Annotated in this window: 17 protein-coding genes; 8 read left to right on the plus strand and 9 right to left on the minus strand. The window is 39.6% G+C overall.

All coding sequences use genetic code 11. The features are described from left to right. Nucleotides 1–40: 40 nt before the first annotated feature. A complete protein-coding gene (locus AAH582_RS09050; RefSeq protein WP_343321895.1) occupies nucleotides 41–1,900 on the minus strand; it encodes a CocE/NonD family hydrolase in 1,860 nt (619 codons plus the stop codon). 637 nt (nucleotides 1,901–2,537) lie between these two features. Between AAH582_RS09050 and AAH582_RS09055 the strand changes: the two genes are divergently transcribed. The 6 genes from AAH582_RS09055 to AAH582_RS09080 all read left to right on the plus strand — a co-directional run bounded on the left by AAH582_RS09055 (nucleotide 2,538) and on the right by AAH582_RS09080 (nucleotide 8,280). Further along, nucleotides 2,538–3,866, plus strand: a complete 1,329-nt coding sequence (locus AAH582_RS09055) for an inositol-3-phosphate synthase (RefSeq protein ID WP_046675789.1) — start codon at nucleotides 2,538–2,540, stop codon at nucleotides 3,864–3,866. Between the two features lie 168 nt (nucleotides 3,867–4,034). Then, nucleotides 4,035–4,760: a nucleotidyltransferase family protein gene (locus tag AAH582_RS09060; RefSeq protein ID WP_343321896.1), complete on the plus strand. Its 726-nt coding sequence runs from the start codon at nucleotides 4,035–4,037 to the stop codon at nucleotides 4,758–4,760. Between the two features lie 13 nt (nucleotides 4,761–4,773). Further along, nucleotides 4,774–5,658 (plus strand): hypothetical protein, encoded by an 885-nt coding sequence (locus tag AAH582_RS09065; protein WP_343321897.1) that lies wholly within the window; start codon nucleotides 4,774–4,776, stop codon nucleotides 5,656–5,658. Continuing rightward, entirely contained in the window at nucleotides 5,639–6,589 is a 951-nt protein-coding gene (locus AAH582_RS09070; RefSeq protein WP_046675792.1) for a CDP-alcohol phosphatidyltransferase family protein, read from the plus strand. Before AAH582_RS09065 ends, AAH582_RS09070 begins: the two co-directional genes overlap by 20 nt. Then, a complete protein-coding gene (locus tag AAH582_RS09075; protein ID WP_046675793.1) occupies nucleotides 6,582–7,571 on the plus strand; it encodes a lysylphosphatidylglycerol synthase transmembrane domain-containing protein in 990 nt (329 codons plus the stop codon). The genes AAH582_RS09070 and AAH582_RS09075 overlap by 8 nt, the downstream gene beginning before the upstream one ends. Before the next feature lies 1 nt (nucleotide 7,572). Then, a complete protein-coding gene (locus AAH582_RS09080; RefSeq protein WP_343321898.1) occupies nucleotides 7,573–8,280 on the plus strand; it encodes an HAD family hydrolase in 708 nt (235 codons plus the stop codon). Here the strand turns inward: AAH582_RS09080 and AAH582_RS09085 are convergent. The 7 genes from AAH582_RS09085 to AAH582_RS09115 form a co-directional block, all read right to left on the minus strand. Further along, on the minus strand, nucleotides 8,263–9,153 hold the full coding sequence (locus AAH582_RS09085; RefSeq protein WP_053003926.1) for a helix-turn-helix domain-containing protein: 891 nt from the start codon (nucleotides 9,151–9,153) through the stop codon (nucleotides 8,263–8,265). The two genes, AAH582_RS09080 and AAH582_RS09085, sit on opposite strands and share 18 nt — an antisense overlap. Before the next feature lie 2 nt (nucleotides 9,154–9,155). Continuing rightward, complete coding sequence (locus tag AAH582_RS09090) at nucleotides 9,156–9,836, minus strand: M15 family metallopeptidase (RefSeq protein WP_201303506.1); 681 nt, start codon at nucleotides 9,834–9,836, stop codon at nucleotides 9,156–9,158. A 124-nt stretch (nucleotides 9,837–9,960) separates the two neighbouring features. Beyond that, nucleotides 9,961–12,030, minus strand: coding sequence for a polyphosphate kinase 1 (gene ppk1, locus AAH582_RS09095; protein ID WP_343321899.1), 2,070 nt, complete (start codon nucleotides 12,028–12,030; stop codon nucleotides 9,961–9,963). A 247-nt stretch (nucleotides 12,031–12,277) separates the two neighbouring features. Beyond that, on the minus strand, nucleotides 12,278–12,655 hold the full coding sequence (locus tag AAH582_RS09100; RefSeq protein WP_046675797.1) for a hypothetical protein: 378 nt from the start codon (nucleotides 12,653–12,655) through the stop codon (nucleotides 12,278–12,280). 10 nt (nucleotides 12,656–12,665) lie between these two features. Further along, the gene (locus AAH582_RS09105) at nucleotides 12,666–13,244 is read right to left on the minus strand and encodes a DJ-1/PfpI family protein (protein ID WP_312741862.1); all 579 of its coding nucleotides are present in this window, start codon (nucleotides 13,242–13,244) and stop codon (nucleotides 12,666–12,668) included. Nucleotides 13,245–13,322: 78 nt separating this feature from the next. Continuing rightward, nucleotides 13,323–13,886 carry an NADPH-dependent FMN reductase gene (locus AAH582_RS09110; RefSeq protein WP_075991933.1) on the minus strand — a complete coding sequence of 188 codons (564 nt, stop codon included), beginning with the start codon at nucleotides 13,884–13,886 and terminating at the stop codon, nucleotides 13,323–13,325. Between the two features lie 188 nt (nucleotides 13,887–14,074). Next, nucleotides 14,075–15,022, minus strand: coding sequence for a 1-aminocyclopropane-1-carboxylate deaminase/D-cysteine desulfhydrase (locus AAH582_RS09115; RefSeq protein ID WP_343321900.1), 948 nt, complete (start codon nucleotides 15,020–15,022; stop codon nucleotides 14,075–14,077). A gap of 18 nt (nucleotides 15,023–15,040) precedes the next feature. Between AAH582_RS09115 and AAH582_RS09120 the strand changes: the two genes are divergently transcribed. After that, nucleotides 15,041–16,087 carry an RluA family pseudouridine synthase gene (locus AAH582_RS09120; RefSeq protein ID WP_046675800.1) on the plus strand — a complete coding sequence of 349 codons (1,047 nt, stop codon included), beginning with the start codon at nucleotides 15,041–15,043 and terminating at the stop codon, nucleotides 16,085–16,087. Between the two features lie 19 nt (nucleotides 16,088–16,106). Then, entirely contained in the window at nucleotides 16,107–16,973 is an 867-nt protein-coding gene (locus AAH582_RS09125; protein ID WP_046675801.1) for an aminotransferase class IV, read from the plus strand. 33 nt (nucleotides 16,974–17,006) lie between these two features. On the opposite strand, the gene AAH582_RS09130 is transcribed toward AAH582_RS09125, so the two are convergent. Continuing rightward, nucleotides 17,007–17,582 carry an NADPH-dependent FMN reductase gene (locus AAH582_RS09130; RefSeq protein WP_343321901.1) on the minus strand — a complete coding sequence of 192 codons (576 nt, stop codon included), beginning with the start codon at nucleotides 17,580–17,582 and terminating at the stop codon, nucleotides 17,007–17,009. Nucleotides 17,583–17,679 lie beyond the last annotated feature (97 nt).

Here is a 17,679-nt window from a genome sequence, read left to right on the forward strand (position 1 = left end):
ATTGAATTCGTTCTTAAACGCTATTATTCAAATTTTACTGTTAATCTTTGAGGACAGAAAATTCGATGTATGTGGCATTGTTCACATCGTGAAAAATACGTTGGGTAGCTTTACGGAAATCAGCTTTGGTAGCTGTATAAGGCGCTAAAAACACCTGCGGATTTCGTTCTGCCAGCGGAAACCAGGAGTTTTGTACCTGAACCATAATGCGATGTCCTTTTTTGAACGTATGCGCAACATCTGGCATTTCAAAATTCACCTTTTCGACCATTCCTGGAGTCAGGGCCTGCGCTTTTTCAAAACCATTTCGGTATTTCCCGGCCATGATCTCACCACGTACCATCATCTGGTATCCAGCCATTGTTTTTCCTTGATAACTTGCTGCATCGTTCGGGTAAACATCAATCAGTTTGACAACATAATCTGCATCTGTACCTGTTGAAGAAACCTTAAGGAAATTTTTGATGGGGCCAACTATAGTCAGATCTTCTGTCAACGGTTCCGTTTGATAAACCATGACATCAGGGCGACTAGCGGCGAAACGCTGATCATCTACCATATACTCCCGCGTTCGGTTTTGGATTAGCCCACCCTGGTGCGGAACCGGTTTATTGGGGTCAGTGACATATTCATCCCAAGAATCTGTACGTTGAACTTTGTCAAATCCAAGTTTCCCCTGAGGTTGGAAGTATAGTTTTTTTATTTCTACATTTTTGGGTGGCCATTGTTCGAAATGTTTCCATTCATTGCTTCCAGAGACAAAAATGTTCGCTTCCGATGGTGCGAAGTTCCCTTCATCTTTTAGATAATATTTGAAAAATGGTTGTTCAAATTGTTCCTGATAGGTAACGCTGGTTTTTTTCTCAAATTGGATATCACCTAAATAGTTTCCTTCTGCACGAACCCAGCCGCCATGATACCAAGGTCCTGCGACTAAAATCGAGTTGTTTTTTTTGCTTTTATCCTCAATCGATTGATAGGTCTTAAATGTTCCATAAGCGTCTTCCGCGTCAAAGAAACCACCGACCACCATCACAGCTGGTTTTACCTCCTGTAAAGAATTGGTGATCACACGCGATTTCCAAAAATCATCATAGTCGGGATGTTTAAACAGATCATTCCAAAACTGTACGGAGTCACCAAAATACTTTTCCTTTAGTTCCCGCGCTGTTCCGGCTTCTAAAAAGAAGTTGTATTTATCGGCTTCTTTGATCTGAATTTTGCTCTTGAATTGATCTGGCGTGATGGGTTTTGGACGCGGGACACCAAAGGTTGACATAAAGGTGAATGCATCCTGAAGAAACAGTACGCCATTATGGTGGAAGTCATCGCCGATATACCAGTCTGTTACCGGAGCTTGTGGGGAGACGGCTTTCAAGCTCGGGTGCGTTTTGACCAATCCAACGGTAGAATAGAAGCCCGGATAGGAGATCCCATAGAGTCCGGCTTTGCCATTATAGTTTTTGAGATTTTTCTGTAGCCATTCAAGCGCATCATAGGTATCTGTACTTTCATCGAATGCTTTTTTATCTTTGCTGTAGGTGGTCGGACGTATATCTTCAAAATTACCTTCGCTCATCCATTTACCACGGACATCCTGGTAAACGAAAATATAGCCTTCACGCATCATTCCCGGAAAGTTGCCCAGGCTTTTTTTGTATTCGTTTTGACCATAAGGCGAGACAGTGTATGGCGTTCTATTGAGCAAAACCGGATATTTCTTGGATTTGTCTTTTGGACTGTAGATCGCAGTGAATAATTTTTTCCCATCTCGCATGGGGATTGCTACTTCGGTCTTTTCATAATGATCTCTAACATAAGCCGAGTCGGCAGCGGTTTGAGCATGTAACTGGCTTGCGCTTAACAGCGCCAAAGTTAGGTACGAAATTGTATTTTTCATTCAGATAATTATTTGTTCAGTACATTCTTTGGTGTAAAACTCTACTTTACACTTGGTTTCGTTCGTTGCAATGTTATGGATACTCTTATGCACCTTAGGCTATAGGGAATACCGTTAAATTTGTCATCGCGCTACCGATTGGCAGAGCATTTATCCAATAACAATGCGCAGGTCAAATGCTGTTGGTTTATAAATTGAACGATAGACTCATTGCCTGTATTTAGATTCTAGGCTAAAGTTAGTGCTACTAAAACCATTTTCCAATTTTATTGTCATATTTATGGGAAATAGAAAAAGAAAAATTGACCAATTTTTAAGAAAGAAAAACTTTTTTTGGATTGAATTTGGATTAGTTTTCGAATCTTGATATATTGAGTAAAATTAAGGACAATTGTTTTTTGGGTTAACAACTTTAGCTAAAAACGTTAAATTCCAGTTAGATGGACTAGTAGAATACTAAATAATAATTCATTTTCGGATTATTTCTTAAGGTTTCGAAAGGGCTTCGTATCGCTATTTGTCACGATTTTATAAATTAAGTGCGGGGTGGTATGAAATATGTTTTTTTAAGCTAATTTTAAGAATTATTTTATCATAATACATCAATTAAATAACAAATTAAGTATATAGAATTAATATGGGACAACAAGTGAAAGATGCCAATGGAAAATTGGGTATTCTTATTCCGGGATTAGGTGCTGTGGCTACAACATTAATCGCTGGTGTGGCATCTATAAACAAAGGTTTTTCAAAACCAATCGGATCTGTTTCTCAATTGAGCAGAATCCGTCTGGGTAAACGCACTGAGAACAGAAATCCATTAATTAAAGATTTCGTCCCTTTAGCAAAACTGGAAGATGTTGTTTTTGGTGGCTGGGATGTATACGAAGATAACGTATATGAGGCTGCATCAAAAGCACAGGTATTGGAGCAAGGTCAATTGGATGCTGTGAAGGCTGAATTGGAAGCTATCCAACCAATGAAAGCTGTGTTTGACCGTAATTTTGTGAAAAATTTAGACGGAACGCACATCAAATCTGAAAAAACTCGCCGTGAATTGGCAGATGCTGTACAACGTGATATTCGTGAATTCAAAGAGAAAAACGGATTGGATCGTGTTGTATTGGTATGGTGTGGATCTACGGAGCGTTATATTGAAACAAACGAAGCTTTTTCAACCTTAGCTAAATTAGAGGAAGCATTAGATAATGATGATCAACGTATTCCACCAAGTATGATCTATTGTTATGCGGCATTGAAAGAGGGCGCTCCGTATGTCAATGGTGCACCGAATTTGACATGTGACGTTCCAGCGATTGTTGAGTTGGCGCATGAAAATGGTGTAGCAATTGCAGGTAAAGATTTTAAAACAGGTCAAACATTGATGAAGACAATTGTGGCACCTGGTCTTCAAGCGAGAGCTTTGGGTGTTGAAGGTTGGTTTTCGACGAATATCTTAGGTAACCGTGACGGATTAGTATTGGATGATCCTGAAAATTTCAAAACAAAAGAAGTATCTAAATTATCGGTATTGGAAGAAATTTTAGATGCGAAAAAGAATCCTGAGTTATACGGTGACCTTTACCATAAAGTACGTATCAACTATTATCCTCCACACGGTGATAATAAAGAATCTTGGGACAACATTGATATCTTTGGTTGGTTAGGCTACAAAATGCAGATTAAGATCAATTTCTTGTGTCGCGATTCAATTTTAGCTGCACCGGTTGCCTTGGATTTGGCGTTGTTCATTGATTTGGCTCAACGTGCAGGTATGTCGGGTATTCAAGAGTGGTTGTCATTCTACTTGAAGTCGCCTCAAACAGCTCCAGGATTGCCTCCTGAACACGATATCTTCAAACAATTGATGAAATTGCAAAATACATTGCGCCACATTATGGGTGAAGATTTAATCACACACTTGGGATTGGATTATTACCAGGAGCTCGTAGATAGTATTCAATAAGTTACCTTTATAAGAGCGGGGAAACAATTGTTTAAAAGCAATTTTTCCCCTTTTTCTTCAAGATATTTACGATATTGAAGATTTGTGATATAACCCTCTGTAGACTTTTGCGCTTACGAACGCTGAGATAGTGACGGGGGTTTTGCTTTTTTTATAAATGATTTTATTTTGCAATTAGAAGAAATGGAATTTGCAATTATAGCGGCGGGAGAAGGTTCTCGATTGCGAAAAGAGGGATTCAATTTACCGAAACCCTTGCTACCATTACATGGAGTTCCATTAATTGAACGATTGATTCGCGTGTTTGTTAAAGAAGGGGCGCAAAGTGTTCATGTTATTATCAATAAACAATCTCCAGAACTGAAATTGTTTTTGGAAACAACGACGTTTGAATTACCTATTGTGCTGATAGAAGAGGATACAGCAAGTTCATTGCATAGTTTTGCCTTGCTTGTCAAAAACAACCCCAATTGGTCGTCCTGTTGTCTGACCACAACAGATACGGTTTTTAGGCCACATGAATTTCATGCCTATTTAGAAGCATTTCAGCAACATCAACAGGCCGATGCTTTTATGGCTGTAACTCCTTTTGTTGACGATGAGAGTCCGCTCTATGTGAACACCAATTCGCAGCTTCGGGTGGAAGCTTTTTTGGATACGGCAACCGCCAAAACGAAGTACGTTTCTGGGGGAATTTACTGCTTTCGTCAGGCGGCGATGAACTGTGCGTTAAGCTCCGTCGAAGCAGGTAATTCCAGAATGCGTAATTTTCAGCGTGCTCTATTGGAAAACGATTTACAAGTAGAGGCGTTTGTATTTGAAAAGGTGGTCGATATTGATCATTTAAAAGATCGTGTTGTTGCAGAACAATTTTTGAGTGAGGAGGTTAGTTAGTAAAATGAGCGATATGATTTCTATTTTAGGCGTAACTCGAAAAAATCGCTTTTCACCCAACCATGTGGGGAATGATGCCGCCATATTCAATGAAGTAGTTTTAAAACTGACTGAAAAAGGTGCCTCGGTAGAGCTTTGTAATGAAGATGAATTTTTGTCTTCAGCATCCTTGAAGCAGGACAATATTCTGACCATGGGGAGAACAAAGACTTTAGTGAAAAAGTTGCAATCTCTTCAAAATAATGGGGTCAATGTTTTGAATTCAGGATTTGGAATTGAAAATTGCTTTCGGAAAAATATGACCCTTAAGCTTTTGGAAGGTGGAGTTCCTTATCCGAAAAGTATCGTGATCTCTACGGTTGCCGATATACAATCTATTTTTGAGAAACTGAAAGGAAAGGGTGTGTGGATCAAACGTGGCGACTTTCACGCCATTCATAAAGAAGATGTTACTTTTGCCGCTAGTCTGAAAGAAGCGCAACATATCTTGAATGAATATGCGCTCCGCGGGATTAAAGAGGCGGTGATTTCTGAACATCTTGCCGGAGACCTACTAAAATTTTATGCGGTGCGGGGAACGGATTTCTTTTTTTATTTTTACCCCTATGAACACAATCATCACAAATATGATTTGTATGAACAAATTAATGATGAGGTCGTACACTTTCCTTTTGATCTCGACAAGCTAAAAGAAGTCGCCAATCGTGCGGCAGAAGTACTGGATGTACATATCTATGGCGGCGATGTGATTATTGATGCAAATGGAGACTTCCATATTATTGACTTAAACGACTGGCCAAGTTTTGCGCCTTGTCGGGCAGAGGCTGCAGAGGCCATTGCTCAAATGGTTTACCATAAATTTACTGAAAAGAACCACAATGCAGAAAGAACAAGTTAATGTAATCGAAGAAGATAATTTGAGTGCATTCGAACAATCTTTAAAATCTAATGATACCGAGGAACGAATTGATATTTGGTTTTATCGACCTATAGGTTATCGCATTGCGCAAGTCTGTGCAAAAATTGGTATTACACCCAACGCTGTAACCATTATTAGTATTTTCTTTGGCGTTGCGGCGGGTATTTTATTCTATTACCCGGCGTTATGGATTAATGTGATCGGCATGCTTTTATTAGTTTTTGCCAATTCTCTAGATAGTGCCGATGGACAGCTGGCCAGAATGACGGACAATAAAAGTCGCTTTGGTCGTATCTTGGATGGTTTTGCTGGCGATTTTTGGTTTGCTTCTATTCATATTGCGATCTGTTTACGCAGTATTAATGAAGGATGGCCACAATGGCTGTGGGTATTTTGTGTGCTTGCAGGTGTATCGCATATGCTTCAGTCAGCAATGGCTGATTATTACCGTAATGTGCATTTGTATTTTATAAAAGGTAAAGCTGGAAGTGAGCTGGACAATACTCGTGATTTGAAAGTTGACTACGATGCCTTGTCCTGGCGCAAGAATTTTTTCAGCAAATTTGTGTTAAATGGCTATATGGGCTATACACGAAACCAGGAAAAGCTTTCGCCAAAACTGCAAAAGCTACTGCACCTAGTGAAAAGTCGCTATAAAGACGAATTGCCAAAACAATTAATGGTCGACTTTAGGACTCAAAATAAACCATTGATGAAGTATACAAATATTGTACAGTTCAATACAAGGGTGATTTTCCTATTTGTTTGGTTGTTTATCGGCCAACCTTGGATTTACTTTTTCTTTGACATGTTTGTCCTAAATCCGATATTGATCTATATGTGTAACCGACAAGAAAAGGTAAGTGGCTATTTTGTTGATAAATTAACAAATGATCCAACCTATGGGTAGCAAAATCTATAAAGTGCTCTTTATGCTGATCGGTATAGGTACACTGGCCTATATGATTCATGCAATGGGAATTGATGAGATTTGGAACAACCTTGAAAATATTGGCTGGTGGTTTCTGCCTGTACTTGGTAGCTGGGCAGTACTCTACTGGATGAATGCTATGGCATTTAAGGCAATTATTCAGGAACCGGAATTGCCACAGACAAACGTCCCTTTTTGGAAGGTCTTACAATTGACAATATCGGGGTATGCCATCAATTATATAACACCATTTGTTGCGTTAGGAGGGGAGCCTTATCGTATTATGGAGCTTAAAAACTATGTCGGTGGTTCGAAGGCAGGTTCATCTGTGCTGTTATACGGTGTCATGCACATCCTATCGCATATTTTATTTTGGGTCGCTTCTGTTTTTCTAATTCTTTGGTTTGTGCCTGCTAGCACGATGGTCAATGTGGCCTGTGCTGCGATTTTTGTGATGGCTATCATCTGTACTTGGCTATTTACGAAGTTTTATAAGAAGGGAATTACAATTTCACTCTTGAAAGCTTTATCTAAGTTACCCTTGGTAGGTAAGAAAGTCGGTAATTTACTGGAGACGAAATATGAAACTTTGAATGACGTCGATCAACAGGTGAAAAACCTTTTTCAAAATCGCCGCGGTCGTTTCTATACGGCCCTTTTTTGGGAATTTGTAGCACGCGTTGTAGGCTGTTTTGAGATTTATTTTATTGGTTTGGCCTTAGATATCAATATTGATTTTATTGATGCTATGATCATTAGCTCAGGATCTTCCCTGTTTGCCAATCTTGTTTTTTTCTTTCCAATGCAGTTGGGAACCCGGGAAGGTGGATTGGCAATGGCTGTAATGAGTATAGGATTGCCTGCGAAAGTCGGTATTTTTATGGGTGTTGTGACACGAATTAGGGAAATTGTGTGGATTATGATCGGTTTGGGGTGGATGAGTTTAGTAAAAAAGAAATAACATGAATAAGTTTAATATTAAAGGGATTATTTTTGATTATGGTGGAACCTTAGACACCAATGGGGGCCACTGGGGAGCTGTTATCTGGTCGGGTTATGAAAAATATCAGGTTCCTGTAAATTTGAACGCTTTTCAGGAAGCCTATACCTACGCGGAACGGCAGATGGCCTTACAACCTATTATTAAACCGCAGTTTAATTTTTTGGAAGTTCTTCAGGCAAAGCTCAAGGTGCAATTTGATTATCTTATTGCTGCAGGGTATGACTTAGACCGATCATTAGCGCATAGAATAGCCTTTGACGGTTATTCACTGGCGGAGAATACGGTTGAACAGGTAAAACCACTGTTAAATTCACTCCATGAAAAATATCCGATTGTCATGGTTTCCAATTTTTATGGTAACTTAAAGTCGGTCCTTGATGATTTTGGGATCCTATCTTATTTTCAGGATATTGTGGAGTCGGCTGTCGTCGGTGTGCGCAAACCTGATCCTGCCATTTATGCCTTAGGTGTAACTAAAATAGGACTTCCTGCACAAGAGGTATTGGTGGTGGGTGATTCCTATAGTAAAGATATGGTACCTGCCAAAGCGGTTGGCTGCCAAACCTTATGGTTGAAAGGGCAGACTTGGGGCGAGGATAAATTGCAGGATACTGGAGCTGCAGACCAGCAATTTACAAGCATCTTCGATTTAATCGACTTTGTTTAAGTAGAGATTCTGACGAAATTCTTTAGGCGAGATTCCAACATTTCGCTTAAAGAATTTACCAAAAAAAGATTGATCCGAGAAATGTAATTTCACCGCAATTTCTCCGATGGGAAGGCCCTGGCAAAGTAATGATTTTGCTTCCTCTACCAAGACGTTCTGAATAAGTTCTATTGCTGATTTTCCAGTTAGTTCCTTGGTAATCACCGATAGGTGTTTCGCTGTGATGCCTAGTTCCATCGCATAAAATTGCACCATGTGTTCTTTATGAAACGATTTTTTTAGTAGCAAATGAAAATTGGCCAGAATCTCTCTTTTCCGGGAGGGAATAGCGGGTGTATTTCGCATATTTTGGCTTCCTAGACGGGCTATTTCACAAAATAATATTTCCGTTAATGACTTTATAATCTGATGCTTGAAAAGATAGCTAGACTCTTGTCGATCGTAATGAATAAACTGTTTAAATAAGTTGGATAAGTTGGTCGAATCTTGGTTCGATAGCGACCAGATGTAACTGTCACTTAAGGCAAGCGACTTTTTGGTGACCTCAAAGAAATCTTCTTGAAAATCCAATTTGAAACTAAAATCCAGCGTAAAGAAAATCAAATATACCTCACAGTCCCAAGATTTGACGACTGAAGAGCCATTCACTCGGGAGGATGGATTGGTTAACAATAGGTGATTTTGAGCAACCTGTACCCTTTCATTATTAATCATGAACGAAGTTTCACCTTTTTTTATTAAACAGAGCGAATAGAGGTCACCTTTTGTTAAAATCTGCTGCTGCTCGGAACTAAATACAGGTTTCGATTTGTTGCCCTTAAAATGAAAGACATAAAAACCCTTGTTTTTGATGGGAGTTTCCTTTACAGACATGATTATTTTACGATAAAATCAAAATAGGTTTTACGATAGGGTTCATCTTGCAAAGTGTAATGCCACCATTCCTTATCATAAGCTTTGAAGCCGAATTTGGCCATCGCTTCTTTTAAAATCTTTCGGTTTTCTTTCTGTTGGACGGTCAGATGCGCATAGTGATGATGGGAGACCGCACCGAAAAAATCAAAAGGTCCACCCATATCAATCTCCTTATGATCTTTTAAGCTAATGAGCGTTAGATCGACTGTACTGCCACGGCTGTGGCCTGATTTGGAGGCAATAAAGCCTAGATTGAACAAGTTCTTCTTATTGATAAGCGGGTAGAATTCTCTTTTTGCGATAGTATCATTGGTGTTTAAGGACCATGTTTTAAAGTTGTCAACAGCACGTTGCGGACGGTAGGCATCGAATATTTTCAGGCCAAGACCTTTTTTATTTAAATGGTTCTCGACCTGTTGCAGTGCTAGCGCTGCGCGCTTCGTTAAAATAGCGACTGGTTTTTCATAACCTTGAATTGGCCTTCCGGTGAAGTTGTGGCTACCAAAATAACGCATTTCTAAACTTATTGTTGGAATAATGTCCTTGACGTATACAAAATCTGAAGGCATGGTCTTTTCCTGCGCACTGAGAGAAAGCGTGGAAAGGCTTAAGGCAAATATAAGACACAAGTTAAATTTCATGGAATGAAGATACAACTTGTGTCTTAATTAATATAATATAAAACGTTATTCTCGTTCGTAATGACAAGAACGATCTTGAATTCAGCTTATTGACCAATTTGCGCTCATATTGATCAACAGCCCACTAATGATCCGCTAATTTTTTTCTCAGATAATTGTATATTTCAATCTGCGAACGGCATGGCGCCTTTTTATTCTCAACGTAATGATTGCTCAGTGAATTGTTGAGTATACGGGCCTTGACATTATCATTGAGCTGGATCTGAAGCATTTCTTTTAAATCTTCCTTGATTTTTTTACTTGTTATTTTGACCGCTGCTTCGATGCGATGATCCAAGTTTCTTGTCATCCAATCTGCCGAGGAAATAAATAGCTGCTCTCGGCCAGCGTTGTAGAAATACATCACACGTGCATGTTCCAAATACTCATCGACGATTGAAATGGCATTCATTTGCAATTTAAAGGTTTTTTGATTTGTTGCACAGTAGATTCCCCGGATGATAAGGTCTATTTTGACACCAGCTGTTGCGGCATCATAGAGCTTTTTAATCATTTCTTTATCGCTCAGTGAGTTTACCTTGACAATAATATATGCTTTTCGACCAGCCTTGGCTTCGGCAATCTCCTGATCGATGTAGTGTAGAAGTTCCCTGCGCATATCCGTTGGGCATATCAACAGACTTTTGCAATTTTTGATAATTTCAGCCGGATTTGACTTAGGACGTCTCAGGTAATTGAAAACCTTATTTATATCGGCAATAACATCCCTATTACTCGTTAACAGGCAGTAATCTCCGTATAATTTAGCCGTTTTTTCGTTGATATTTCCTGTGCTGACAAAACCATACTGGATCGTTTTCATTCCGATACGTTTTTTGATGACGCATAGTTTTGCATGGACCTTTTTATTTGGGATACCGGTCAATACCTTGATGCCTTCCAGTTCAAGTTTCTCTTTCCAGTCCAAATTGTTTTCTTCATCAAATCTTGCCCGAAGTTCAAGCATCACGGTGACTTCCTTTCCATTGCGGGCCGCGTTAATCAGGGCATTTGCAATTTTTGAATTCGAGGCTAAGCGGTATGCCGTAATCTGGATGGTTTTCACATCTGGATCCATCGCTGCTTCACGAAGTAGATCAATGATCGGTCTAAACTCATGATAGGGGAAGGAGAGCAGCACATCTTTTTTCAATACAGTATCCGTTACACGTTCGTAGTTCTTGAAATAGGGGTGTGGAAAGGACGTCCGTTCCAAGGGCTGATTGTAGGATTTAAACACATTGGGGAAATCCATGAAGTGTTTGAAGTTGTGTATTTTTTGTCCTGGAATGATGCTGTCTTTTTTTGAAAGGTTAAGTTTCTTGATCAGGAATTCTACCAATTTATGGTCCATCTCTTGATCAAAAATAAATCGGGTAGGTTTACCTTTTCTTCTGTTTTTTACCCCTTTGCTTATCTTCTCGACCAGCGTCGTGTTGATGTCATTGTCAATGTCAAATTCGGCGTCTTTTGTGACTTTAAATACATGTGCATTGAATACATCAAAACCGAAATAGGAGAATATCAAAGGAAGATTAAACTTGATAACATCCTCCAAAAGTATGATGTGTTTTTCATCTTTTGGCGAAGGCAACTGGACGAAGCGTCCATTTTGACTGGTCGGGATTTCGATGAGTGCAAATTTGGTTTCGTACTGCCATTCCTGTTTTCCCATCGCAATGCCCAAATAAAGGCTCTTATCCCGAATATAGGGCATAGGCCGCACATCGTCCAATATCAGCGGAATGACGTTCGACTCCACATCATCCTGATAATAGTCGCTCACAAACTTCTGTTGTTCGGGGTTGAGTTCCTCACTGGTCTTAATATAGACATTTTGTTTGGCCATATCTTTTTGGATACGATTCCAGGTACTGTCAAATTTCTTTTGCTGCTTGATGACCCGGATATTGAGCTCTTCTAGGATAAGCTGAGGATCTTCATAGAAGGATTGATTGGCACTTTTATCTTTGAGGTCAATAGCCCGTTTTAGACCAGCAACACGCACACGGAAAAATTCATCGAGGTTATTGGAAAATATACCTAAAAATTTGATTCTTAAGGGTAAAGGGACAGTCTCATCCGCAGCTTCCTGAAGTACTCTGCCATTAAAGCTCAACCAACTAACGTCTCTAGGGATAAATTTTTTCGCCATAGCTAAATATACGTAAATTTAAAAAGCAAAACTATAGCTCTGCAGGGGATAATCGAACTTTTTTGTGTTAAAGAATTATTAAGTTATTTTTTGTTCATGTATTTCGAGCATCGTTTTAAGGTGCATTTTTGCCGTCATTCTTCTTCCCTAGAAATAACCGCTACAAGGTAGAGCATAGCATGGCAAAAAAAAATCCCCCAAAGGTCTATTCAGCCTTTGAGGGATACGTCATTATGTTTGGTTTCGTCTACTTCTTCTTTCCGTACTTTTTGGAAATTTGAATAGCTTTGTATTTCGTCGTGTCAAAATGTGGTGTGTCAATTGACAAGCTTGTTGGATAAGGTGCACTTCGATCGAAGAAATATACGGTTGTTGTACTTCCGTAATCATTAACTGGCATCAAGTCAAGACAGCCTGTATAATCTGCGTTCAACAGGTCACCTACTGTAACGGCATAGATGCGTATGATACCGCCTTTATTTTGTTCATTTCTGACGAAAGCGACTTCCTTAAAACCTCCCGGTAAATCTTCAATACTTTTCTGATTGAAGCTATCTTTTAAAATAAAACCCAGCAGCACTAAAATCGGTATGACCAAAAGCCATAACCTTTTATTCTTCTTCATTAAAAAACACTTAAATTGTAATAGTAATACCTAATAACTTATAAAACTCTTTTAAAATTGCCTGATGTCCTGGCCAAGCAGGAGAGGTGACCAAATTTCCGTCTACGACCGCTTGATCGGCAGGGATATTTTTCCATGTGCCGCCCGCTAGTTCGATGTCGGGACCTACAGCAACATAGGCTGTCAATGTACGACCTGCGAGCACTTTTGCAGCTGTTAACACCTGGATACCATGACATATAGCTGCCACAGGTTTGTTGTGCTCAAAGAAGTGTTTCGTAATCTCCAAAACACGATTGTTGAGTCGGATATATTCTGCCGATCGTCCGCCAGCAATATATAGTCCGTCATAATCTTCGACATTTACCTGGTCGAAATCTTTATTGATTGCGAAATTATGCCCGCGCAATTCTTTATAGGTCTGATCACCAGTGAAATCATGTACTGCTGTGGGAACTACATCCCCGCTTTTGCGGTCTGGAGCAATTGCATCTACCGTTATCCCTATAGAACCCATTGCCTGAAATGGAACCATTGCTTCGTAGTCTTCTACAAAGTCTCCTACAAGTAGTAATATTTTTTTTGCCATATCAAAAAACCTCTTTTAATAGGTTTTCAATTTACATATTAAAAGAGGTTTTTACAATGATTATTTGTTAATCTTTTGTTAACCCTGAACGGATAATTTTTCGGCGAGTGCACGTTTTGTTTTACGTACTTTAGCTTCTAATTGACTTCTTAAAGTCGGGTCGATAATACCTTTACCTTCTTCAAAGTTTTTGTGGAATTCGGGAAGAGAAAAGGAATCTAATATATCGGCACCGTCCCAAGTGATTCGATTGACAGCAGTGTTCAAAACTGTGGCACCTCCCATTGGACCAGGGGCAGTAGCCAATAAGAAAACAGGTTTGCCATTGAATAATTTACGGTTAGGGATCCGTGAAACCCAGTCAACGATATTTTTGTAAGCTGTGGTATAGGATCCATTGTGTTCTGCCAAAGAAATCAACAGGAAATCTGCGGCATCCATTTTAGCTGCAAAGTCATGCGCTAATTGTGGAATGCCCAACTCGACTTCTTTGTCGTAAGAATAGATCGGCATTTCAAAATGGTTTAAGTCTAGCAATTCGATGATGTCGTCTGCTTCCTTGTAGTATTTTGAAGTACTTGTGACAAATGTTTTGTTGATTGAGTTTTTGTTGCTTGTGCCTGCAAATGCTAATATTTTCATCTTTATATCATTAATTTATGAGGTGCTGCATAGGGTTAAAAATACCCCATACTGGCCTCGCTGTTACCTTTGGAAAATCATGGTTTTCGCATGTTTTCGATTTGATTTATTTTTAAATCGGGTCAAACTTACAATATAATTGCTGAAAAATTGTCAATCAAATGTCGCTGTGTAGCATTCTAGCCTATTTATTGATGTAGATCAAGAAAATTAAAACGTTCGTACATGCCAAGTAGGCCTGTAAGTCCGCCGGTATGTATTACGAGTACCTGATCGGCGGGGGTAAAGTAGTCCTTTTTGATCAGGTCATCCACGGCATAGAGCAATTTGCCGGTATAAGTAGGCTCAATCATTATTCCTGTGGATGCTATAAAATGTTGAACGAAGGCGAGCAAGTCGGCGTTGGATTTGGCATAACCACCAAAATGATAATCAAGATGTAAAATAGGCGGGGGGATGTTGGGGTAAAGTTGATCGACTTCCGTTTGAATAAAGCCACCATTTTTTAAAACAGGAACGCCATGTACATGGGTAAATAGATCCCGTTTTTCTACAGCATTACCTATTCCCGCTAATGTTGTTCCTGTACCACAGGCTGTAAAAATATGCTGATATTCATGTTGGAGTTCGTCAACGATTTCGGCGCAACCTTTCGCTCCAAGCGTACCGTAACCGCCTTCATGTATATAGAATGTCGTTGGATCCTGACCAAAATAACGCTCGTATAAATTTTCTTTATTTCGGTAAGATTCGCGGTCGACGTAAATAAGCTGCATCCCAAAAAGACGACACATCGTTAAAACAGGGTTGTTAACCCCTTCTTCACCTCTAACAAAAGCAGTTGTTTTAAATTTGAAGGTAGCGCCGGCGCAAGCAGTAGCCAAAAGATGGTTGCTCCATGCCCCGCCAAAAGTAACCAGATGGCTTTTCCCTAGCTGCACTGCTTCTTCCAGATTATATTTTAATTTTCGCCACTTATTGCCCGAAATAAACGGATGTATGAGGTCATCCCGCTTAAGCGTTACTTTAATATGCTTCTTCTCCCAGGCCGGAAGGCACAATTCAGTTTCGGGACTATGGATTTTGAACGGCAACATAACATTAAATGAAAACAAATTTAACGAAAATTGTTTCATTTGGTTTATTTTTGTAGCATGACAGAACAAATTGGATCGCAAGATCAGGAAGAACAGGAATTATTTGAGCATCTACGTATTGAGGTGGATAAGGGGCAAGCATTACTCCGCATTGATAAATATCTGATGAACAGGGTGGAAAATGCTACGCGGAGCAAAATTCAGCATGCTATTGAAGCTGGTTCTGTCATGGTTAACGGTAAGGAGATCAAGGCGAGCTATAAGGTTAGACCTGATGATGTGATTACATTAGTGCTACCTGATCCGCCACGGGATAACGAAGTTTATCCTGAAAACATTCCATTAGATATCAAATACGAGGATGACGATGTGTTGATCGTGAATAAGGAGGCGGGAATGGTCGTGCATCCAGGATATAATAATTATACAGGAACCTTGGTCAATGCATTAACGTATCATATACAGCAGCTGCCACAGCTACCTGGAAACTCCGATCGCCCGGGTTTAGTGCATCGAATCGATAAAGACACCTCCGGATTATTGGTCATTGCTAAAAATGAAAAATCAATGGCCTTTTTGGCAAAGCAGTTTTTCGATCACAGCATTACCCGTAAATATATTGCATTAGTTTGGGGAGATTTAAAAGAGGACGGAACAATCACAGGTTATATTGGACGTCATCTAAAAGACAGACGTATCATGGCGATGTATGATAGTGAAGACAAGGGGCGTTGGTCAGTGACACATTACCGAGTTTTGGAGCGACTGGGCTATGTTACCCTAATAGAATGTCAATTAGAAACGGGACGTACACATCAAATTCGTACGCATATGCAATCTATTGGTCATCCGCTATTTAATGATGCCATGTATGGCGGCGATAAGATTTTAAAAGGTACCGTGTTTTCAAAGTACAAGCAGTTTGTGGATAACTGTTTTTCATTGCTGCCGCGACAAGCACTTCATGCTCAAGTATTGGGATTTATTCATCCTTCTACAAAAGAAAATATGTATTTTGAGGTACCATATCCGGAAGATTTTCGTTTAGCTTTAGAAAAGTGGCGCGGATATGCGGCAAATTCAATGGCTATAGAACATGATTAAAATTTAGAACAAAATTAAGATGCCAACAAACTATATCAATTTCAATGGCAATGTAGTGCCGGAAGATCAGGAAATATTTAGCATTGAGAATAGAGGTTTTCGTTATGGGGACGGACTGTTCGAAACGATGTTGTATAAGGATGGTGATATCCGCTTTCTAAATTTTCATGTCGAGCGTTTACAAAAAGGAATGGAGTTGATTCATTTGGATGATGCAAACCTTTTCGATGCATTTTTTATTCGTTCGAGATCCGAAGAATTAATCCGTAAAAACAATATGTTGGGACAGCAGGTTCGTATCCGGTTGATCGTATTTAGATCTGGTGGCGGATTGTATAGTCCGACGAGTAATAAACCTGGTTTTGTTTTGCAGGTGCAGCGCATAGAACCTAATCTTCGCGATAAGAAGGTCGGTTTGATTGTAGGGCTGTACAATGAATTCAAAAAACCTTATAGCGATCTTTCAAAGATTAAATCTTTAAATGCGCAGATTTATGTGTTAGCTGGCATCTATAAAAAGAAAATGGCTTTTGATGATGTGTTAATTCTAAATCAGGAAGGTTACCTATGTGAATCCTTAATTTCAAATATCTTTGTCTATTATGAAAAGGTGCTTTATACACCAGCATTATCCGAAGGATGTATTGAAGGGGTGATGCGTCGGGTAGTCATGGACATGGCACAGGATGAAGGTATAGAAGTGGTGGAAGCACAGATAAGCCCCGAAATCATGAAACGGGCAGATGAGATTTTCTGTACCAATGCTGTACAGGGGGTACAATGGGTAATGGGCTATAAGCAAAAGCGCTATTTCAATAAGATATCGCGGATCTTACAGGAAAAATTACAGCATTGGAACTATGACCTCAGTGATGAACAAGACTAGTTTAATTTGATCATTCATACAAAAGGGCAGAACTTAATTCTGCCTTTTTGTATGAATGATTCGCTCAGCCCATTGCTCAAATGCTGTTTTAAAGCTGCGGAGAAAATCTTTGGTTTTTGCTAATTCCACTGTTCCACTTGGACCGATACAGCTGCCGATATCGCCCAGATAAGCTTCAGGTTGCTGCATCGTTGGGATATTGACGAAGACAAGTGATTGACGCAAATGATGGTTGGCCCCAAAGCCCCCATAAACTCCCGTTGATGAGGAAATTATTGCGCCAGGTTTACCATCCCATGTATTTTTTCCATAGGGTCTCGAACCCACGTCAATCGCATTCTTTAATACCGCTGGAATCGAACGGTTATATTCTGCGGTAACAAAAAGCACAGCATCCAAGGACGCGACCTCTTGACGGAAACGGGTATAGCTAGCCGGTGGGTTACCAGCATCGTCAAAATCCTGATTATATAAGGGGAGATCGCCGATATCAATCATGCGATAGCTAAATTTCGATTCCTCCTGGTCGAGAATAAACTGTGCGATCTTTTTATTGAAAGATTCCTTTCTTAAACTGCCGACAAATATGCCTACGTTATATATACTCATGGTAATTATTCATTAAAGTCCTATCAATCTGAACAACGGATCCTTCAAAAAGGTTTGGGGTATTTTGTGAATTACACTATTTTCAACCTGTTCAAAA

Source organism: Sphingobacterium multivorum, from assembly GCF_039511225.1.
GTDB lineage: Bacteria > Bacteroidota > Bacteroidia > Sphingobacteriales > Sphingobacteriaceae > Sphingobacterium.